Annotated in this window: 19 protein-coding genes and 1 other RNA gene; 14 read left to right on the top strand and 6 right to left on the bottom strand. The window is 56.4% G+C overall.

Going from position 1 to position 21,149, the window contains the following annotated elements; all coding sequences use genetic code 11:
* The first annotated feature begins 55 nt into the window (after positions 1–55).
* The 5 genes from lon (at position 56) to VGC33_RS22340 (ending at position 6,338) form a co-directional block, all read left to right on the top strand.
* A complete protein-coding gene (gene lon, locus VGC33_RS22360; RefSeq protein ID WP_331122966.1) occupies positions 56–2,416 on the top strand; it encodes an endopeptidase La in 2,361 nt (786 codons plus the stop codon).
* 212 nt (positions 2,417–2,628) lie between these two features.
* The gene (hupB, locus tag VGC33_RS22355; protein ID WP_162367713.1) at positions 2,629–2,901 is read left to right on the top strand and encodes a nucleoid-associated protein HU-beta; all 273 of its coding nucleotides are present in this window, start codon (positions 2,629–2,631) and stop codon (positions 2,899–2,901) included.
* Between the two features lie 242 nt (positions 2,902–3,143).
* Entirely contained in the window at positions 3,144–5,024 is a 1,881-nt protein-coding gene (gene ppiD, locus VGC33_RS22350) for a peptidylprolyl isomerase (RefSeq protein ID WP_331122965.1), read from the top strand.
* A gap of 185 nt (positions 5,025–5,209) precedes the next feature.
* Positions 5,210–5,833, top strand: a complete 624-nt coding sequence (locus VGC33_RS23200) for a ComEA family DNA-binding protein (RefSeq protein ID WP_349256814.1) — start codon at positions 5,210–5,212, stop codon at positions 5,831–5,833.
* Positions 5,834–6,002: 169 nt separating this feature from the next.
* On the top strand, positions 6,003–6,338 hold the full coding sequence (locus VGC33_RS22340) for an Arc family DNA-binding protein (protein WP_331122964.1): 336 nt from the start codon (positions 6,003–6,005) through the stop codon (positions 6,336–6,338).
* Positions 6,339–6,543: 205 nt separating this feature from the next.
* Here the strand turns inward: VGC33_RS22340 and queC are convergent, their stop codons facing one another.
* Together queC and VGC33_RS22330 are read right to left on the bottom strand one after the other, a co-directional pair.
* A complete protein-coding gene (gene queC, locus VGC33_RS22335; protein ID WP_331122963.1) occupies positions 6,544–7,242 on the bottom strand; it encodes a 7-cyano-7-deazaguanine synthase QueC in 699 nt (232 codons plus the stop codon).
* A gap of 72 nt (positions 7,243–7,314) precedes the next feature.
* Entirely contained in the window at positions 7,315–8,355 is a 1,041-nt protein-coding gene (locus VGC33_RS22330) for a PLP-dependent cysteine synthase family protein (RefSeq protein ID WP_331122962.1), read from the bottom strand.
* Between the two features lie 115 nt (positions 8,356–8,470).
* Between VGC33_RS22330 and VGC33_RS22325 the strand changes: the two genes are divergently transcribed.
* The 5 genes from VGC33_RS22325 (at position 8,471) to amtB (ending at position 14,523) form a co-directional block, all read left to right on the top strand.
* The gene (locus VGC33_RS22325) at positions 8,471–8,926 is read left to right on the top strand and encodes an Lrp/AsnC family transcriptional regulator (protein WP_331122961.1); all 456 of its coding nucleotides are present in this window, start codon (positions 8,471–8,473) and stop codon (positions 8,924–8,926) included.
* A 51-nt stretch (positions 8,927–8,977) separates the two neighbouring features.
* Positions 8,978–10,747, top strand: a complete 1,770-nt coding sequence (locus VGC33_RS22320) for a SmdA family multidrug ABC transporter permease/ATP-binding protein (protein ID WP_331122960.1) — start codon at positions 8,978–8,980, stop codon at positions 10,745–10,747.
* Positions 10,740–12,521 (top strand): SmdB family multidrug efflux ABC transporter permease/ATP-binding protein, encoded by a 1,782-nt coding sequence (locus VGC33_RS22315; RefSeq protein ID WP_331122959.1) that lies wholly within the window; start codon positions 10,740–10,742, stop codon positions 12,519–12,521. Before VGC33_RS22320 ends, VGC33_RS22315 begins: the two co-directional genes overlap by 8 nt.
* A gap of 337 nt (positions 12,522–12,858) precedes the next feature.
* Complete coding sequence (gene glnK, locus VGC33_RS22310) at positions 12,859–13,197, top strand: P-II family nitrogen regulator (RefSeq protein ID WP_009639071.1); 339 nt, start codon at positions 12,859–12,861, stop codon at positions 13,195–13,197.
* A 39-nt stretch (positions 13,198–13,236) separates the two neighbouring features.
* The gene (amtB, locus tag VGC33_RS22305; RefSeq protein WP_331122958.1) at positions 13,237–14,523 is read left to right on the top strand and encodes an ammonium transporter AmtB; all 1,287 of its coding nucleotides are present in this window, start codon (positions 13,237–13,239) and stop codon (positions 14,521–14,523) included.
* Positions 14,524–14,645: 122 nt separating this feature from the next.
* Here the strand turns inward: amtB and tesB are convergent, their stop codons facing one another.
* A complete protein-coding gene (gene tesB, locus VGC33_RS22300; RefSeq protein WP_331122957.1) occupies positions 14,646–15,509 on the bottom strand; it encodes an acyl-CoA thioesterase II in 864 nt (287 codons plus the stop codon).
* Between the two features lie 222 nt (positions 15,510–15,731).
* Here tesB and VGC33_RS22295 point away from each other — a divergent pair, with 222 nt between their 5' ends.
* Positions 15,732–16,292, top strand: coding sequence for a YbaY family lipoprotein (locus VGC33_RS22295; protein WP_331122956.1), 561 nt, complete (start codon positions 15,732–15,734; stop codon positions 16,290–16,292).
* 66 nt (positions 16,293–16,358) lie between these two features.
* Here the strand turns inward: VGC33_RS22295 and VGC33_RS22290 are convergent, their stop codons facing one another.
* Positions 16,359–16,673, bottom strand: coding sequence for an MGMT family protein (locus tag VGC33_RS22290; protein ID WP_331122955.1), 315 nt, complete (start codon positions 16,671–16,673; stop codon positions 16,359–16,361).
* Positions 16,674–16,882: 209 nt separating this feature from the next.
* Here VGC33_RS22290 and ffs point away from each other — a divergent pair.
* Positions 16,883–16,979, top strand: an RNA gene (gene ffs / locus VGC33_RS22285) — signal recognition particle sRNA small type.
* Between the two features lie 462 nt (positions 16,980–17,441).
* Here ffs and hha read toward each other — a convergent pair.
* Positions 17,442–17,645 carry an HHA domain-containing protein gene (gene hha / locus VGC33_RS22280; RefSeq protein ID WP_162367725.1) on the bottom strand — a complete coding sequence of 68 codons (204 nt, stop codon included), beginning with the start codon at positions 17,643–17,645 and terminating at the stop codon, positions 17,442–17,444.
* Positions 17,646–17,691: 46 nt separating this feature from the next.
* On the bottom strand, positions 17,692–18,051 hold the full coding sequence (gene tomB, locus VGC33_RS22275; protein WP_331122954.1) for an Hha toxicity modulator TomB: 360 nt from the start codon (positions 18,049–18,051) through the stop codon (positions 17,692–17,694).
* 617 nt (positions 18,052–18,668) lie between these two features.
* On the opposite strand from tomB, the gene VGC33_RS22270 reads away from it, so the two are divergent.
* On the top strand, positions 18,669–19,385 hold the full coding sequence (locus VGC33_RS22270) for a metal ABC transporter ATP-binding protein (RefSeq protein WP_331122953.1): 717 nt from the start codon (positions 18,669–18,671) through the stop codon (positions 19,383–19,385).
* On the top strand, positions 19,382–20,266 hold the full coding sequence (locus VGC33_RS22265; protein ID WP_331122952.1) for a metal ABC transporter permease: 885 nt from the start codon (positions 19,382–19,384) through the stop codon (positions 20,264–20,266). Before VGC33_RS22270 ends, VGC33_RS22265 begins: the two co-directional genes overlap by 4 nt.
* The last annotated feature ends 883 nt before the right edge of the window (positions 20,267–21,149 follow it).

Genomic DNA, 21,149 nt, shown 5'->3' with positions numbered 1-21,149 from the left:
GCCGAGTTTTGCGAATCCCCTAAACCTGGCGGAAGCTAAACTAAGAGAGAGCTCTATGAATGCTGAGCGTTCCGAACGCATAGAAATCCCCGTATTGCCTCTGCGCGATGTGGTGGTCTATCCGCATATGGTCATCCCGTTGTTCGTCGGGCGGGAGAAGTCGATTCGGTGCCTTGAAGCAGCCATGGATAGCGACAAAAAAATCATGCTGGTGGCGCAGAAAGAAGCCTCTACGGATGAACCGGGCATTAACGATCTCTTTTCAGTCGGGACCGTCTCTTCGATTCTCCAGATGCTGAAGTTACCCGACGGTACGGTTAAAGTACTGGTCGAGGGGCTGCAGCGCGCCCGCATCACCACTTTGTCCGATAGCGGCGAGCATTTTGCCGCCCAGGCTGAATATTTTGCCACGCCCGAAATCGATGAGCGCGAACAGGAAGTCCTGGTGCGCACCGCGATCAATCAGTTTGAAGGCTATATCAAGCTGAATAAAAAAATTCCGCCCGAGGTGCTGACGTCGTTAAACAGCATCGACGACGCCGCGCGCCTGGCGGATACCATTGCCGCCCATATGCCGCTGAAATTAAGCGACAAGCAGTCGGTGCTGGAAATGGCGGACGTTACCGAACGGCTGGAATACCTGATGGCGATGATGGAATCGGAGATCGACCTGCTGCAGGTTGAAAAACGTATCCGCAATCGCGTCAAGAAACAAATGGAAAAGAGCCAGCGCGAGTACTATCTGAATGAGCAAATGAAAGCCATTCAGAAAGAACTGGGCGAAATGGACGAAGCGCCGGATGAAAACGAAGCGCTGAAGCGCAAGATTGAAGCGGCCAAAATGCCGAAAGAGGCGCGGGAAAAAACCGAGGCCGAATTACAGAAATTGAAAATGATGTCGCCGATGTCCGCTGAAGCCACGGTGGTGCGCGGTTATATCGACTGGATGCTGTCGGTGCCCTGGCATACCCGCACCAAGGTCAAGAAAGACCTGGTGAAGGCCCAGGAAGTGCTGGACAAGGATCATTATGGCCTGGAACGCGTCAAGGACCGTATTCTTGAATATCTGGCGGTGCAAAGCCGGGTCAGCAAGATAAAAGGGCCGATCCTGTGCCTGGTGGGGCCGCCGGGGGTGGGTAAAACCTCGCTGGGGCAGTCCATCGCCAAGGCCACCGGGCGCGAGTACGTGCGTATGGCATTGGGCGGGGTGCGCGACGAAGCGGAAATCCGTGGTCACCGTCGTACCTATATCGGCTCCATGCCCGGTAAGCTTATCCAGAAAATGTCCAAGGTCGGCGTGAAAAACCCGCTGTTCCTGCTCGACGAAATCGACAAGATGTCGTCGGATATGCGCGGCGATCCGGCGTCCGCCCTTCTTGAGGTGCTGGACCCCGAGCAAAACGTGGCGTTTAACGATCATTATCTGGAAGTGGATTACGATCTGTCCGATGTGATGTTTGTCGCGACGTCCAACTCGATGAATATACCGGCGCCGTTGCTCGATCGTATGGAAGTGATCCGGCTGTCCGGTTATACCGAAGATGAAAAATTGAATATCGCCCGCGAACACCTGCTGCAAAAACAGCTCGATCGCAATGCGCTGAAGGCCGGCGAATTAACCATCGACGACAGCGCGCTGGTAGGCATCATTCGCTACTACACCCGTGAAGCGGGCGTGCGTAACCTGGAACGTGAAATTTCCAAATTATGCCGTAAAGCGGTCAAGACGCTGTTAATGGATAAAAGCGTCAAGCACATCCGTATCGACGGCGATAATCTCAAGGATTTCCTGGGCGTCCAGCGCTTCGATTACGGCCGCGCCGAGGGCGAGAACCGGGTGGGGCAGGTTACCGGCCTGGCCTGGACCGAAGTGGGCGGCGAACTGCTGACCATCGAAACCGCGTGCGTGCCGGGTAAGGGGAAATTGACCTATACCGGTTCGCTGGGGGAAGTCATGCAGGAGTCTATCCAGGCGGCGCTGACCGTGGTGCGCTCCAGGGCGGATAAATTGGGCATCAGTAACGATTTTTACGAGAAACGCGATATTCATGTCCATGTGCCGGAAGGCGCGACGCCAAAAGATGGCCCGAGCGCCGGTATCGCCATGTGTACCGCGCTGGTGTCCTGCCTGACCGGCAATCCGGTGAAAGCCAATGTGGCCATGACCGGAGAAATCACCTTGCGCGGCCTGGTGTTGCCCATCGGCGGATTAAAGGAAAAACTGCTGGCGGCGCATCGCGGCGGCATCAAGACCGTGTTGATCCCCTACGAGAATAAACGCGATCTGGAAGATATGCCGGCGAATGTGATTAACGATATGGATATCCATCCCGTTCAGCGCATTGACGAAGTGTTGACCCTGGCCTTGCAGAATGCGCCTTTTGGTATGGAAATCGCCACCGCGGCGGCAAAATAAGCGCCTGAAGTAACATATACCGCTAAAAAACGGGCTGACAGGTGAAATCCCACTTGCCAGCCTTTTTTTGTACCGTTAAGTTAGGTAGCTGGCGGGCCGGGTCGGTATCCGGCTTTGGCTTGCCATGAAATAACAGGCTTGATATAACAGCTGCGCTGTCGCGTTTAAGGAAAATTCCACCGCGACGAGAGAATTCAAGAGGGGATGAAAGAGTGAATAAGTCACAACTGATCGACAAAATTGCCGCAGGTGCTGATATTTCCAAAGCGGCTGCCGGACGTGCACTGGACGCCATTATTGGTTCCGTAACCGAAACGCTGCAGCAGGGAGATGATGTTGCACTGGTCGGTTTCGGCACCTTTACGGTGCGCGCGCGTGCAGCCCGTACCGGCCGTAATCCTCAAACCGGTAAAGAAATCAGTATTCCGGCTGCCAAGGTACCCGGTTTCCGTGCCGGCAAAGGGTTGAAGGACGCTGTCAACTAATTGTTGCACCGTTGTTTTTCGCGTCAAACTATTACCTGACGCAGGAGAACGGGTAGGGTAGAATACAAGGCGCATCTTTTTTGATGTGCCTTTTTTGTTTTTAATTTTCCCTGACGGTTGCGGATTCCGGCGGTCAGAGGAATAGCTTTAGCGCGCAGCGGCTCTCGGAGCTACGGCATGAAGGCGGATCTTACTGCCGGCGCAAAGGTTTCATTCATATTACAGCGGAGTGTTGTCACACTATGATGGACAATTTACGCGCGGCCGCCAATCACGTCGTGCTCAAAATTATTCTGGCCATTGTCGCCATTTCCTTCGTGCTGACCGGGGTAGGCAACTATCTGATTGGCGGCGGCGGGGATTACGCCGCGAAGGTGAACGGCCAGCAAATCAGCCGTGCCCAGCTTGAGCAGGCGGTACAAAACGAGCGCAACCGCCAGCAGGAGTCGCTGGGAGACAGTTTCTCGGCCCTGGCCGCCAATGACGGCTACATGCTCCAGATGCGGCGCCAGGTGCTGTCGCAGCTGATTGATGAGACCCTGCTGGATCAATACGCGCAAACCCTGGGCCTCGCCGTCAGCGATCGGCAGGTCAAGGAGGCTATCTTTGCCATTCCGGCGTTTCGCACCAACAACAATTTCGACAATGAAAAATATCGCTCAATCATTGCCAGCATGGGATTGACGCCGGATCAGTACGCGCAGCTGATGCGCAAACAGCTGCTGACGCAGCAGCTGATCCAGGGGCTGGGCGGCACCGGTTTCCTGCTGCCGGAAGAAACCAACCGGCTGCTGGCGCTGGCCATCCAGGAACGCCAGGCGCGCCTGGCCACGCTTGATATCAACGCGCTGCTCGCCGGCCAGACCGCCTCCCCTGAAGAGATCCAGAACCACTACAACCTGAATAAAAGCACCTACGTTCAGCCCGAGTCGTTCAAAGTGTCCTATATCGCTTTGGACGCCGCCTCGATGCAGGCCCATACCACGGTGAGCGAACAGGAAATCCAGGCCTACTACGATCAGCATAAAGACCAGTTTACCCAGCCGGGGCGTAAGCGCTACGCCATCATCCAGAGCAAAACCGATGCCGATGCCCAGGCTATCCTGGCGGAACTGCAAAAAGGCGCCGATTTTACCGCCCTGGCCAAACAACGCTCCACCGATATTATTTCCGCGAAAAACGGCGGCGACATCGGCTGGATGGATGCTGACGGTACGGTGGACGAACTGAAACAGGCCAACCTCACCGAAAAAGGGCAATTGTCCGGTGTGATTACCTCTTCGGTCGGTTTCCTGGTGGCCAGGCTAACGGACATCCAGCCCGAGCAGGTGAAACCGCTGGCCGCTGTCCATGACGGCGTGGCGGCGAAAGTGAAACAGGAAAAAGCCATCGATGCGTACTACGCCCTGCAGCAAAAGGTCAGCGACGCGGCCAGCAATGATAACGAATCCCTGGCGTCGGCCGAAACGGCCGCGGGCATTAAAGCGGTGCAAACCGATTGGTTTACCCGCGACGCCGTACCGGAAGCGCTGAACAGCGATGCCGTGAAACAGGTGCTGTTCGGCGGTTCGCTGCTGGGCGTCAACGGCGCGCCCGGCAACAACTCCGATGTGATTACCGCCGACGGCGATCGGGCGTTTGTCCTGCGCCTGGCCGGCCATCAACCGGAAAGCACCAAACCCCTGGACGAAGTGCGCGTCCAGGTCGAACAGCAGGTGAAACGGCAAAAGGCGCTGCAGCAGGCCCGGATCGACGCCGAGAAAATCCTGGCGGCGCTTAAGGAGGGCAAGGGCGATGAGGCGATGAAAGCCGCCGGCCTGAGCTTTGGCGAGGTGAAAACCTTTGACTCAACGCGTCAGAACGATCGCTTGACCCAGGCTATTTTCACGCTGCCGCATCCGCAGCCGAACGCCTCTTCCTACGGCCTGTCGGATGATGACCAAGGCGATATCGTCCTGGTGGCGCTCGATAAGGTGGCGCCGCGCCAGCTTGACGACCAGCAGCGCGGGCAGGTGGTCAGCCAGCTTAGCCAGGGTATGACCGGCGTGACGTTTGACGCGCTGCTCAATAACCTGCGCACTGAAGCCAAAATCAAGATGGGCACCGGCGCGCAAATGCAATAGCGCTCATAAAAACGCTGAACGAAATGTAATAAATAAAGGCCGCTTTCGCGGCCTTTTGCGTAGTTGAACTTCCCGGGTTGTCGTGGGGACGCCGCTAAGGCAATCTGCCTGCCGTGCCGGTAACTAAGGGCATGAAGCGATTTTTTTATCCCACCTATGACAAGCAATCACAAGGAAGTCATCGCATGAAAATTCCAATGAAACGCACCCTAAGCCTGGCGTTGCTGACCGGCCTGTTCGCGCTCTCGGGTATCGCCTGGTGTTCAGTCGCAAACGAGGATAATACCGACGATGCCATAGTCCAGACCATCAACGACACAGGGGACAAGACCGCTAAGGTTCCCGCGGACGGCGGCGGAGAGCGTGCCGGCGCCATAAGCAAGCTTACCGACGCTGAGCATGGCGATGGCGGCGGCGAAAGCAGCGGTGAGGGCGACGCTGAGACCACCAGCCCGCCGGCCTTGGACGCATCAGGCGACGCGACGAGGGAAGACGCCGCTGATGAAGGTGGGGATGTCGGGGCAAAGGCGACGGCGGCGGAGACCGGCGATAAAAAAAACGAGGATCAAAATACTCAGGAAAAAAGTACTCAAACCGATGACTTCGCCGACGATAAAATCAATATCAATACCGCCTCGGCGGAAGATATGGTGAGCGCCCTGAAAGGCATCGGGCCTAAGAAAGCGCAGGCCATTATCGACTACCGTGAGGCAAAGGGGCCTTTTACCCAAGTCGATCAACTGACGGAAGTAAAAGGTATCGGGCCTTCTACCCTGTCCCATATCAAGGAGTTAATCGTCCTTGAATAAGCACGGATGTAAAAAGTGATATGACGGCCGGGTTTCAACGCCAGGGAAAACAGTCCCGGCGTGGAATCCCGGTCCCTGGCGGCAACCGAATATTAAATTTTTGTGACAGTGTGGACATCAGGCCATATCTTTCCTAAGTTAGTGACACTTCTATCAATAGGAAAGCACTATGAGTGAGACAGCTAATTTAACGATTAAATTACCTCTCGAGCTAAAGGAAAGATTAAAGTCCTTGGCCGCGAGTAAAAGCGTTTCCATGAGTGCGGAAATCAGCGAAAGGCTGGAGCGCAGCCTGGACGGCGCGGATGAGATTCAGGCTGAAGACGAGCTTGAGGCAAAGGAAAAGGTGCAGGCAAAAAAATCTGCGCAGAAACAGCATGTCGCCGCCGATGTCGATAACCAACATACCTTGGAAATCACCGAACAGCCTTTTACTTCCGGTGAAGTCAAAAAACTGCGCGCGCTGCTCAATACCAACACTAAAAAAAAATCAAAGAAAAAGTAAGCGGACGCAATTTGACTGAGTCGTCTTTTTAACCGCGGTCTTAGCAAAAAGCACTTAGGATCTGAGGGTTACAAACGCCCTCTGATTCCAAACAGCATTTGGTGAATCGGCCTGTCCGCTTAATGGCCTTCCTTCACACCTTCACACCTTCACGCCATGTCGCCACAAAACATAACCACGCTTCCCATGACCGGGCGGCGCATGATTATGCCAGCGACGTTTTGGCTTTCATCGCCGCCATTACCTTCTCCCTATGCTGCCGGTAGTCCGCCAGTCCCTTGGCGCGCAGATGGCATGCCGCACAGGTTCCGCAGCCATCTCCCTTGATGCCGTTATAGCAGGTCAGGGTTTCGTTACGCACCAGATCCAATTGCCGGTAATAATCAGCCAGCGCCCAGGTTTCGGCTTTATTAAGCCACATCAGCGGGGTGGCAAAACGGATATCGCGGGCCATGCCCAGGATTACGGCCTGGTTCAGCGCTTTGACGAATTCATCGCGGCAGTCGGGGTAACCGGAGAAATCCGTTTCGCAAACACCGGTAATCACCGTGCCCGCGCCCACCTGATAAGCATAAATGGCCGCAAGCGTAAGGAACAGAATGTTGCGGCCCGGCACAAAGGTGCTGGGCAAGGCGTCACCGGCGGCGCCGTCAAAAGCGGGCACCGGGATATTATCCCGCGTCAGGCTGCTGGCCGCCAAGTCATTCAGCAATCCGGCGTTGATGATTTTGTGCGCGCGGGCGCCCAGCTTGAGCGCCAGGGCCCGGGCTATGTCGATTTCAGCCCGGTGCCGCTGGCCATAATCAAAGGTGACGCAGTGCACGTCGTCATACTGCGTTAACGCCTGTATCAGGCAGGTGGTTGAATCCTGCCCGCCGCTAAAAACCACCACCGCTTGTGTCATTTCATTATCCAACTTAAGAAGCCACGGACTCTATGGTAACGCCTCCGTGGCTATTTGGCATCTTTCGCGCGTTTAAAGGGTCGCCAACGCGTTTTGCCAGGGACGCAGATCGCCGATATGTTCGCGCACCCACGCCTTCTGATAATAAGTGTCATGGTAGCGTTCCCCGCCGTCGCACAATAGCGTGACGATGGCGCCCCGGCGCCCCTCATCCCGCATACGGGTAGCCAACCGCAGCGCACCCCACATATTGGTGCCGGTGGACGCCCCCACGCGGCGGCCGAGGATGGGCTCAAGCCAGTAGAGCGTGGCGATACTGGCGGCGTCGGGTACCTTGATCATTTCGTCAACCACATCGGCGATAAACGAGGGCTCCACGCGCGGCCGGCCGATGCCTTCTATTCGGCTGGCTACGCTTGCGGTGAGCGCCGCGTCCCGGTGATGAAAATAATCCGTAAAGACTGAATTCTCCGGATCGACCACCACCAGCCGGGTATCATGGCCCTGGTAACGGATATAGCGCCCAAGCGTGGCCGACGTGCCCCCGGTTCCGGCGCTCATGACGATATAATCGGGTTCGGCAAAGGGTTCCCGCGTCATCTGGCGGAAAATGCTTTCCGCAATATTATTGTTGCCGCGCCAGTCGGTGGCGCGTTCCGCGTAGGTAAACTGATCCATATAATGGCCGTTCAACGTTTGGGCCAGGGCTTTCGCTTCGTCATAGATCATGGCGCTGTGCTCGACAAAATGGCAGCGGCCGCCATAAAAGGCAATTTGCTCTATTTTACGTTTTGCCGTGCATTCCGGCATGACGGCGATAAACGGCAGGCCGAGCAGCCGGGCAAAATAGGCTTCCGAAACCGCCGTGCTGCCGGAGGATGCCTCGATTATAGTGGTGCCCTGCTTGATCCAGCCATTGCACAGGCCATACAAAAACAGCGAGCGGGCCAGGCGATGCTTGAGGCTGCCCGAGGGATGGGTGCTTTCATCTTTTAAATAGAAAAAAATACCGGGGAACGCCGGCCGCTGAAACCGGATCAAGTGCGTATCGGCGGAGCGTTGGAAATCCGATTGAATCTCGCTGATGGCCTGTTTCACCCATGGCGCGGTCATAATGATTATCCTTAATAATGTGAAGCCATAGCATAACGAGGATCAAGTGAAAAAAAATTGCCATTTTCCCTCGACTAGCGTCTTATAAGAGAAATATTTTCTCCAAAAACGGCTTATGTTAGATAAAACAGACCGCGCTTTGCTCTCATTGCTACAACAAGACTGCACGCTTTCGCTCCAGGCGCTGGCGGATGCGGTTAACCTGACGTCGACTCCCTGCTGGAAGCGGCTTAAGCGTTTGGAGGCGGCGGGTATCGTGCGCGGCAAGGTGGCGCTGCTGGATAATGAAAAATTGGGATTGGCATTAACCGCCTTTGTGTTGATTAAAACCCAACAGCATAATAGTGACTGGTATCAGACGTTTGTGGCGCAGGTCAAAGGGATGCCGGAAGTGCTGGCGTTTTATCGCATGGCCGGCGAGTATGATTACCTGATGCAGGTGGTGGTGAGCGATATGAAAAGCTACGACAATTTTTATAAGCGTCTGGTGAACGGCGTACCCGGCCTTATCGACGTGACCTCCAGTTTCGCGATGGAACAAATCAAAAATACCACCGTATTGCCGTTATAATTGATCTTTCCCCGCGGCGGGTTTCCTCTAATAAGTCTGGAATATTACTGCGTGAGATTATTTGCACAATTAAGTTGGTATTTTCGCCGCGAATGGCGGGGCTATCTGGGTTCGGTGTTACTTTTGATCGTCATCGCCATACTGCAACTTATCCCACCCAAACTGGTCGGGGTGATTGTCGACGGCGTGACGGAACACCGGGCCTCCACGCGCATGATCATGATGTGGCTTGGGGCCATGGCGCTTACCGCCGTACTGGTATACCTGCTGCGCTACGTTTGGCGTGTGCTGTTGTTTGGCGCCTCGTATAAGCTGGCGGTAGAGTTGCGCGCGCGTTTTTATCATTTGCTCAGCCGCCAGCAGCCGGGATTCTACCTGCGCCACCGCACCGGCGATCTGATGGCGCGCGCCACCAACGATGTGGACCGCGTGGTATTCGCCGCCGGGGAAGGGGTGTTGACCCTGGTGGACTCGCTGGTAATGGGCCTGTCGGTGCTGGTGGTGATGAGCGTGCAAATCAGTTGGCAACTGACCATGCTGTCGCTGCTGCCGATGCCGGTCATGGCCCTGATGATCAAACATAACGGCGATGAGCTGCACCGGCGGTTTAAAACCGCCCAGGCGGCGTTTTCCTCGCTCAACAACCAAACACAGGAAAGCCTGACCGGCATCCGCATGATCAAGGCGTTTGGTCTGGAGGAATACCAGTCGGACCGCTTTGTACAGGTGGCGGCCGACGCAGGCGCGAAAAATATGCGGGTGGCGCGCATCGACGCGCGTTTCGACCCGACCATTTACCTGACCGTCGGCTTTTCCAATTTGCTTGCCATCGGCGGCGGCAGTTGGATGGTGATGAACAACCAGCTGACGCTTGGACAGTTAACCAGCTTTATCATGTATCTGGGCCTGATGATCTGGCCGATGCTGGCGTTAGCCTGGATGTTTAATATTGTCGAGCGGGGCAGCGCCGCCTATAGCCGCATCCGCCAAACCCTGGACGAAGCCCCGCAGGTGATGGACGGCAAGGGCAGTCTTCCCGCCGGGCGCGGCGTGCTTGAGGTTGACGTCGAGAGTTTCAGCTATCCGCGCACGCCTCAGCCGACGCTTGAGCATATCCGTTTGCGGCTGGCGCCGGGAAAGGTGCTGGGGATCTGCGGGCCGACCGGCGCCGGTAAAAGCACCTTGCTGTCGCTGCTGCAGCGCCATTTCGACGTCACCCAAGGCGAAATACGTTTCCACGGCATGAGCCTGGCCGACGTGTCCCTTGATCAGTGGCACGGCCGCCTGGCGGTGGTCAGCCAGACGCCGTTTCTGTTTTCCGATACCGTGGCGCGCAATATCGCCCTCGGCCGGCCCGACGCCACCCGTGAACATATCGAGCGGGCGGCAACGCTTGCCTGCGTGCATGAGGATATCCTGCGGCTGCCGCAGGGCTATGAAACCGAGGTGGGCGAACGGGGCGTGATGTTGTCCGGGGGGCAAAAACAGCGTCTGTCCATCGCCCGCGCCCTGTTGCTGGACGCGGAAATCCTGATTTTCGACGATGCGCTGTCCGCGGTGGACGGGCGAACCGAACATACCATTTTGCGCAATCTCAGGCAGTGGGGCGAGGGACGCACCCTGATTATCACCGCCCACCGGCTGTCGGCGCTGAGCGCGGCCGATGAAATCGTGGTGCTGCGCCACGGCACCCTTGCCCAGCGGGGCGGGCATCAGCAGTTGTTGCAGGACGAGGGGTGGTATCGCGATATGTTCCGTTACCAGCAACTGGAGGCGGCGCTCAGCGCCGATCCGGACGGACAGGAGGCGGCCGATGCGTAAATGGCAGACCCTGTGGCCAACCCTGAAACGACTGCTGGCCTATAGCCGGCCTCACCGCAAGCCATTGACGCTGGCGGTGATTATGCTGTGGCTGGCGGCCGGCGCGGAAGTCGCCGGTCCGGTGCTCATCAGCTTTTTTATCGATCGCGTCGTGCCGATGAAAATCTTTCCGCCGCTGCTGGTGACCGGACTGGCGCTGGGATATATCGCCTTGCAAATGGTGTCCGCCTCCCTGCGCTATTACCAGGCGCTGCTGTTCAACCAAACGGCGCTCGACGTGGTGCAGCAACTGCGCACCGAGGTGATGGACGCCGCGCTGCGCCAGCCATTGAGCACCTTTGATACCCAGCCGGTAGGCCAGCTTATCTCGCGTGTGACCAACGACACCGAGGTGGTGAAGGATCTCTACGTCACGGTGATGGCGACGGTGCTGCGCTGCATCGCGCTGGTGGGCGCGATGCTTATCGCGATGTTTATGCTGGACTGGCGCATGGCCGCCATTTCGATGGTGATTTTCCCGGTGGTGGCGATAGTGATGATGATATACCAGCACTTCAGTACGCCTATCGTGCGTCGCCTGCGCGCCTACCTGGCGGATATCAACAACGGCTTTAATGAAGCGATAAGCGGCATGAGCGTCATCCAGCAGTTCCGCCAGCAGGGGCGTTTTGGTCAACGGCTGGCGGATGCCAGCCACGCCCATTACCTGGCGCGCATGCAAACCCTGCGCCTGGAGGGCTTTTTACTGCGCCCACTGCTTAGCCTGCTGTCGGCGCTGGTATTGTGCGGTTTGCTGATGCTGTTCGGCTTCAGTCCGGAGGGCAGCGTCGGGGTCGGGGTACTGTATGCCTTTATCAATTATCTCGGCCGGCTGAATGAACCGTTGATTGAGCTCACCACCCAGCAATCCATGCTGCAGCAGGCGGTGGTGGCGGGCGAACGCATCTTCGAACTGATGGATGGCGACCGGCAGCGGTACGGCGACGACGACCGGCCGTTGAAAAGCGGACGTATCGATATTCGCGATCTCAGCTTTTCCTATCGCGCCGGCACGCCGGTAATACGGCATATTTCGCTCACGGTGCCGTCGCGGCGCTTTATCGCGCTGGTGGGGCATACCGGCAGCGGTAAAAGCACGCTGGCCAATTTAATCATGGGCTATTATCCCCTCAGCCAGGGCGGATTACTGCTCGATGGCCGGCCAATCGCCAGCCTGACGCATCGGGTGCTCAGACAAGGGGTCGCCATCGTCCAGCAGGATCCGGTGGTCATGGCGGACACGGTATTCCTCAATATTACCCTGGGGCGCGATATCTCCGAATCCAGAGCGTGGCGCGCCCTGGAGCAGGTGCAGCTGGCGGCGCTGGTCAGGGCCATGCCGGGCGGCATCCATGCCGAGCTTGGCGAACAGGGCAATACCCTTTCCGTCGGGCAAAAACAGCTGTTGGCCATGGCACGGGTCCTGGTGCTGACGCCGGAAATCCTGATCCTCGACGAAGCCACGGCCAATATCGATTCCGGCACCGAGCAGGCGATTTCGCTCGCGCTGGCGGCCATCCGCCAGCAGACGACCCTGGTGGTTATCGCGCACCGATTGTCGACCATCGTCGAGGCTGATGAAATACTGGTACTCCACCGGGGCGAAGCGGTGGAACGGGGATCGCACGAAGGGTTGTTAAAACAACAGGGCCGCTATTTCCAGATGTACCAACTCCAGCAGGCCGGCAAGGCGCTTGCCGCCGATGTGATGGTCGCCGGCGCGCGCCACGGCTGACGATACCCGGCGCGGCGGCCAACGTCGGCTCAGGGGTGTTCACCCTGGTCTGCGCCGTTGCCGGTAAGCGGTTAACCGCAACGCGCACCGGGATTGAGCATCCCGATAGCGATATGTCCCCCCTCTGCACCGTTATCTGGCGGCGCGCACCGTCATGGTGCGCGCCGCCGGTGTTTTTCTGCGCGCCGCCGGCGCCCGTATGACGCGCTGGGCGGCGTTTGCTGTATTGGCGGGCGACGAACGGTAAATTTCTATTTCAAAACATTTGTGGCACATGCTTTGCTTTACTCAGGCGTAGCGATTGCAAGTTCGGATCCAAATTCTTGAGGGGGAACATATGAAGCTGGTAACCGTGGTGATTAAACCATTTAAATTAGAAGATGTGCGTGAAGCACTTTCTGCTGTGGGCATCCAAGGGCTGACGGTCACCGAGGTCAAAGGCTTTGGACGGCAAAAGGGCCATGCCGAACTGTATCGCGGGGCTGAATACAGCGTGAATTTCCTGCCCAAGGTAAAAATTGATATCGCCATTGCCGACGATCAGCTTGATGAAGTTATCGATGTCATCAGTAAAGCGGCGTATACCGGTAAAATCGGCGACGGAAAGATTTTTGTTGCTGAGTTACAACGGGTTATCCGGATTCGTACCGGTGAAACCGACGAAGCAGCACTTTAACGACACCAGCGCGAATTTTGTGGATAGGGATGGATGAAAATGAAGAAACTTGTCTCATTGACCGGCCTGGGCGCAGTGGCACTGTTGCCGACATGGGCCATGGCCGCAACGCCTGTTGCTGACAAGGCCGACAACGCTTTTATGATGATAAGCACCGCATTGGTGCTGTTTATGACCTTACCGGGGATTGCGCTGTTTTACGGCGGCCTGCTGCGCGCCAAAAACGTGCTGTCCATGTTGACCCAGGTTGCGGTCACCTTTGCCATGGTGTGCGTGCTGTGGCTGATTTACGGCTATTCCCTGGCCTTTAGCGAGGGTAACCCCTTCTTCGGCGGCTTCGGCTGGACCATGCTGAAGAATATTGAGCTGACCGCGCTGACGGGCACATTCTATCAACTGATCCACGTCGCGTTTCAATGCTCGTTTGCCTGTATCACAGTCGGACTTATCGTCGGCGCGCTGGCGGAACGTATCCGTTTCTCCGCGGTTTTGATTTTTGTGGTGATATGGCTGACGTTCTCCTATCTGCCGATGGCGCATATGGTGTGGGCGGGCGGTTATCTGGCGGCGCAGGGCGCTCTGGACTTCGCCGGCGGTACTGTGGTGCATATCAACGCGGCCAGCGCCGGTTTGGTTGGCGCCTATATGCTGGGTAAACGTTCAGGCTTCGGCAAGGAAGCGTTTAAACCGCATAACCTGCCGATGGTCTTTACCGGTACCGCGATCCTGTATGTGGGCTGGTTTGGCTTTAACGCCGGTTCCGCCAGCGCCGCTAATGAAATCGCGGCACTGGCTTTCCTCAACACCGTCATGGCTACCGCCGGCGCTATCCTGTCGTGGGTGTTCGTCGAGTGGATGCTGCGCGGCAAACCCTCTTTACTGGGTGCCTGTTCAGGTTGTATCGCCGGTCTGGTCGCCATCACTCCCGCCGCCGGTACCGTCGGCGTCGGTGGCGCGTTGGTGATTGGCCTGGTGGGCGGCGTGGCCGGACTGTGGGGTGTGGTTGCCCTGAAGAAATGGCTGCGGGTGGACGATGTGTGCGACGTATTCGGCGTGCATGGCGTATGCGGTATCGTAGGCTGTCTGCTGACCGGCGTCTTCACTTCCGCCTCACTCGGCGGCGTGGGTTACGCACAGGGCGTTACCATGGGGCATCAGCTCTGGGTTCAGCTGTTCAGCGTGATCGTTTGTCTGGTCTGGTCCGGCGTCGTGGCCTTTATCGGCTTCAAGGTCGCCGATATGGTGGTGGGTCTGCGTGTCTCCGAAGAACAGGAACGCGAAGGCCTGGATGTCAACAGCCATGGCGAAAATGCTTATAACGAATAATTATCCCGCCGCCGGGACACGATAAGCCGGCACCAAGGAAAACAGACAGGGGCGATTGATCGCCCCTGTCTGCATTTACGATTTACGCACCACGCCGCGTTTCGCCGGGCCCGCCGCCGAAGTCACGCGGCGTGGTGGCGCATGACCCCTTCCTGCGCCGTCGAGGCGACCAGCACACCGTCGCGGCGGAAAATCTGCCCGCGCACAAAACCTCTTGCTCCGGACGCGGAGGGGCTTTCAATGGCGTATAGCAGCCAATCGTCGAAGCGGAAAGACCGATGGAACCACATGGAATGATCGATGGTGGCGATTTGCATGCCTGGCTCGAAAAATCCCACGCCATGCGGCTGGAGCGCCGTCGGCAGGAAGTTGAAATCGGAGGCGTAGGCCAGCAGGAACTGATGGCATTCCCTGTCGTCGGGCAGACGGCCGGCGGCCCGCAGCCAAACATGGCGCACCGGTTTTTCCACGGCGCCTTTGAAGGGATTATGGAAAACGACCGGGCGCATTTCAATGGGTTTCTCACCGATAAGTTTGCGCCGCAGCGGCTCGGGTAGCTGGCCTGCCAGCGTCAGCGCGATTTCCCGCTCCGAGGGCAACCCCTCGGGGCCCGGCACCTCGGGCATGGCGCTTTGGTGTTCAAACCCCGCCTCTTGCGCCTGAAACGACGAGGTAAGATAGAATATCGGCTGGCCCCGCTGGATGGCGCTGACATGGCGGGCGCTGAAACTGTTGCCGTCGCGCAGCACGGACACGTGGTAATCAATGGGCTGGCCGACATCGCCGGGACGTAAAAAATAGCTGTGAAAGGAATGGACGTGCCGCGCGCGCGGCACCGTTTGCCGCGCGGCATATAATGCCTGGGCCACCACCTGGCCGCCGAAAACCCGGGTCAGGCCCAAATCCTCGCTTTGACCGCGAAAGAGACCTTCTTCCCTCGTTTCGAGTTTTATCAGGTTTAGCAGAAGATCAAGTTTGCGGGTCATATATACGCTCCTGTAGCAAAGGGTTCGCCGGCTACTATGCCGGAAATGACGACCTGCTTGCAAAGAGCATAAGCGCAAATGCGGCTTGCGCGAATGCAACCGACAGGAAAATATCAGGATCCTGTGCCATGATTAAATTCTTAGGTGGTTCAGCCACCACGACTTCACCGTCACTCAGTACCGGTGAAATGATGAGCTAATAATAAGAAGGAGATGTTAAATATGAAACTCTGGCAAGTTGTAGCCGGCGCCGCGCTGGCGGTCACGTTGGCGGGGTGCGCTGATAAAGGTCATCATGTGGCTACCCCGGCGTTCAAAACCCCGGGTACCGCTGAGCAAGCGGAGGCCTTAAGGCAACCCAGCGTATCGGGTACCGTATGGATCAGGCAACGTATCGCATTGCCTCCGGACGCGGTGTTGACCGTAACGCTGTCCGATGCCTCGATAAGCGATACGCCGTCAACCGTTATTGCGCAACGTGTGGTACGCACCGAAGGAAAACAGGCGCCGTTCAGCTTCGTGCTGCCGTTCAATCCGGCGCAAATCCAGCCCAATGCGCGCATCCTGCTGAGCGCGGCGATAACCGTCGACGGACGGCTGATGTTTATTACCGAACAGGTGAAGTCGGTTATCAACAATGGCGGCACCAAACAGGATCTGACGCTGGTGCCGGTGGAAGCCGTCGCCATGCCGACGCGGCCCGCGGCGGCCTCTACCGTGCCGCTGACGTCTCCCACCCAAGTGGCGCCGTCAAGCAGCGTTCCCGCGCCAAATCAGTTGTAACGCCTGCTGGCTATCGAATCAGACGCCCTTGCGTAAAGGGCGTTTTTTTACGTCATCGGACGTGCGTCACCATACCCAGCGATAGCGCGACAATTCGATTACGTCCCCGGGTCCAAATTCCACCCCTTCCGCTTCCAGGGCGGTTTTCTGCCGCGTGAAGCCTGCTCCGGGAAGGGATATCCCCCCATGACGGTTGACCACCCGATGCCATGGCAGCCTGCTGCCCGCGGGCAACCGGCTGAGTATGCCGCCCACCTGCCGGGCGGCGCGCGGCGATCCCGCGAGCCGGGCCACATCGCCATAGGTGACGATGCGGCCGCAGGGAATGGCGTCGACAATCTGGAATACCCGTTGACGAAATGTATCGATAGGTTCATTCATCTGGTTGCATAGATAGGATGTGTATTAAGTCCAGGGCCACATAGTGGCATAACCCGGCTGGCCGAAAAAGCACTTAAACCGCGGTATACCCGCCGCGCCGCTGGCGATTGCCCAAGAAAACAGCGCTTGTTTCGTATCGGCTTGCAATTGGAAGGGGCATCATTGATAATGCCCCGCGCTCGGGAAAAACGAGCCGTCAATGGAGGCCCCGTTGGTGCTCCCGCAACACTAACTTGTGAACTCGGTCAGGTCCGGAAGGAAGCAGCCGTAGCAGGCGACGTGTGTGCCGGGATGTTGCTGGCGGGGCCTCCACCCAATCAAAAGGCTCTGCTTTGACCCCCGTCCGTTTCCTGGCATGAACTTTAGGTGACGCAAGCCCATCGCCCTTGCGGCCGTACGCGGTTATTAATTAACAGAGAGTGCGGGCCATACGGATGTTTATGGCGTCCACTGGTGAAATAACATCCTCCCCTATATTCCCAAGGTAATCAAAAAACAGAATACCTTGCGTAATAGCGCCTGTTAATATAATGCACTGGCTATCCGGCATTACACCGTGATAGCTGCTATGGCATTTTTATTCGTGTTTATTTCAAACCCAAGACTTCCCCGGTGACGCGTCAGCACACTTGTAACGCATGTTTGCACGGGGTAGCGCGATAATCTGCGGCAAAACACGGAATAGACGGGTGTAAAAAGGAGTGATGAATACACCTATAAGTAGATGAATTTTTATTAGTGTTGATATTAAGTATCACTTAATGGCTGTTAACGAACATACTTCCAGACTGAAACCGGAACTTTATCATAGAGTTTGTCCATGGTAAGTTCCGCGAGGCGATGGTCGGCGGCTGAGTTGAATATCTCCAGTTCGTCGTCGGACAGTTCATATTTGTTTTTTTCTATCACCCGCTCCAGGGTCTCCAGGGTCCTGCATTTACGTAACCGCATTAAATAATCGATCTTGTTCATATTGGCCTTTTATGTTCTGTCGTATGTTAAAATATCATTTACTATTTCAGGAAATACAGAGTTCAGTCTCTGAGAAAGTTCCGAATAGCCGTGAACGGCTTTTGCGCCATCGTTGCACATCCAGATTATTGATTCCGTAGCTGCTAAATAGGGTAAAGGTATCGTCAAGGAAGGTTTCGACATGATCGACCAGATCGCTTTCATTATAGTGTTTGAGCTTGAAAATCACCACATAAGAGGCAATATGGTCAATTAATTCATTCATCTGTAAATTTATCGCCGATGCGGGATCATTAACCCACCCATGGTAGCTGTCGCCCAAACTGGCAATGCCCTCGTCGTACAAATTGCCGCAGAGGTATTTTAACTGCGCAATATCGTGTCGTTTGGGTGAATACTCATCCATATCAGCCCTCCTAACGCTAAACAAATTACCGCCATCTTTGACATGGGATTAAGACAGGAGCACGTATCCATGTCGTTCATGTGCCCTATATAAAGATAGAAGATCTTATGCAGTTTGGCACTATCAGCTTACATTATCTTACTGTCTAATCCTATTGCAATTTCATTAACACTAATTGCAAGACGAGAACGACCTGCGGGTAGCTTTAGGTACCAACAGTCAAAGCGGTTGTTAGAAAGCAGCTATTTGCACACAGCACGCAGCGGGTAAACACTCATTTCCGCCATCATGGTAGCTAATATAATTATTTTTACCATTTCTTGCCACAATACTCATCCTTTATTGCCATAAAATTATGACAATACGTTGCAAAACCGGCAAATCCGAGCAGACCCTTAACAGAAAACACCCGGGTGTGGTTGGCAATACCTATTGCGCATGGTATGTTATAGTATAACATTTCCTTGGATTTATCTTTTCATGCGACCTGATAACAGCAAAATCAATTTCGCCACACCTACTAATCTTATCTGCGCTTCGGGGTTACGGCGCATAGGATATGGTCTTATCCTGCTGTGCATTCTCTGGATGGGTATTTTTTGGGCATCCTTATTACCATGATAATACTAGAAGAATTAAGTATCGGCTACCATGGACAGGCGATTATCGATGTCCTGAACGGTAGATTCGAACCCGGCAGCCTGACCGCAGTTATCGGTGCCAATGGGACAGGGAAGTCGACGTTGCTGAAAACCCTTGCCGGACTGTTGCCGGCTATCGGGGGAAGCCTGTCGTTCGCGACCGGGCAAAAACCCCGCGTAGCCTACCTGCCGCAGCAATCGGAGCTGGACCGCCAGTTCCCATTACAAATATTCGATGTGGTCGCCATGGGCTGTTGGCCGGCGATTGGATTGCTGCGGCGTATCGATAAGATGGCCACGGCGCGCATTTGGGATGCCCTTGAACGTGTCGGGCTGGAATCAATGGCGACGTGTCCGATTGAGGTGCTTTCCGGCGGGCAGTTTCAGCGCATGCTGTTTGCCCGCCTGCTGGCGCAGCAGGCGTCGCTGATATTGCTGGATGAGCCTTTTAGCGGAGTTGACAGCGCTACCTGCGCCCTGTTGATGGATGTTATCGAGGAGCTTCATAAGGCCGGCCATACCATTATCGCGGTACTGCATGACGACGCCCTGGTGAGGCGCCGTTTTCCACAAACCCTGCAGCTGTCCGGCCGGCATCCGTGCTGGGGGGCGACCGAAAAAATACTCGCGCAAGCTGATGCGCCGCGGCCTTTCTGGTTCGAAGACCGTTCTTTTAATCAGGCGGCGTCATGATCTTTCATTTATTATTCGACCCCTTTACATCGCTTGGTTTTATGCGGCGCGCTCTGGTGGCCTGTTTGGCCCTTTCGCTCAGTTCCACTCCGCTGGGGGTGTTCCTGTCGTTACGCAGGATGAGCCTGGTGGGGGATGCGTTATCACACGCGATTTTGCCCGGGGTGGCCATTGGGTACCTGCTGTCGGGGATGTCATTGATGGCCATGGGCATCGGCGGTTTTATCGCCGGATTACTGGTCGCCGTGCTGTCCGGTTGGGTAACCTCGCTGACGGTACTAAAGGAAGATGCCAGCTTCGCCGGTTTTTATTTGGGGTCGCTGGCCCTGGGCGTTACGCTTGTCTCCCTGCGCGGGTCCAGCGTCGATCTGCTTCATCTGCTGTTCGGCACCGTGCTGGCGGTGGATAGCCAGTCCATCCTGTTTGTCGGCCTGATAGCCACCTTTACGCTGCTCTGCCTGGCGCTGGTTTATCGCGCGCTGGTTATCGAGGCTTTTGACGCTGCGTTTTTGCGCATTAATCTTGGTGGTTATCCCCGCCTGATCCATGCCTTATTCCTGGCGTTGGTGGTGCTTAACCTGGTGGCGGGTTTTCAGATCCTCGGTACCCTGATGTCGGTGGGGCTTATGATGCTGCCGGCGGTGGCCGCCCGCTGCTGGTCAGGCCGCCTGCCGGCCACGCTGCTGATAGCGTTGTTTATCGGCCTGCTTAGCGCCTGGGCCGGCCTGCTGTGGTCGTTTTACGCCTCGATTCCTGCCGGTCCGGCCATTGTGCTCACCGCCAGCCTGATATTTTTTATTTCAGTGCTGCTGGGACCGCGCGGTAGTTTTACCATGATGTGGCGCCGGCGTCATTTCGCTATCGGCAAGGCCGGTAAATAGCGTGCTTTGCCGCGTCAGGGCTGGCGCCGGAAAGAAACATACCGCTGCCGGCGGCGGGGACGCGCGGCTAGGTTTATTGGGCCTGGGCGCGGGTTTCGCTTGCGGCTTAAGGCTTGTGGCTTGCGGCTGGGTATATGTGACCACGGCGGGGGTTTCGCTTGCCATGCGTTCGGTGGTTATCGGTATTGCCGGGTGCCGGCAAGCGACAAGAAGAGGCTCACGCGGCCCCTTCTTGACTTCCCCGCGTCCGGCAGGTCGCGCGCCGCTGCGCGGTCCCCGGCATCGCACAGCCCGGCTGTTGGACCGCCCGGCATGCGTTCCAGACGCAAGCCGGGCTTTCGCCGCTCCCGGCGGCTCATCCAGCCGGGACGCGCGCTGCCGGCGCACTTTATGCCGGCACAACGTCAACACCATCGCCTGTGGGCAAAAATAATTTTTCAGGTTATTCGCGGTATGTACTTACCGGGAAAAAATCAGGATGAATCTTGGACTGGAGACTGGAGACTGGAGACTGGAGACTGGAGACTGGAGACTGGAAACTGGAAACTGGAAACTGGAAACTGGAAACTGGAAACTGGAAACTGGAAACTGGAAACATAGAGCATGGAGCATGGAGCACGGAGCACGGAGCACGGAGCACGGAGCACGGAGCACGGAGCGTGAAGATCGAGGCTTTGGGGCTGAACGCTCGCTGCGCATCGCTATTGCTGCATATTTATGCCTTGCTGCATGGTTATAGGGTTTCATCATTCCTTGGCTGCCCATAGCTTGGCTGTCCATAGATAGTTATCTGACGTACCTTTCACTGTGCCAGCCGCATCCAGCAGTGTTTTAATCTATCTCGGCGCCAGTGCCTTTTCACCGCACCATTCCGTAGTGCCAG

This window comes from Acerihabitans sp. (genome assembly GCF_036398755.1).
Classification (GTDB): Bacteria; Pseudomonadota; Gammaproteobacteria; order Enterobacterales; family Enterobacteriaceae; genus Acerihabitans.
Note: the sequence above shows the minus strand (reverse complement) of the source record. Positions and strands in the feature narration are given on the sequence as shown.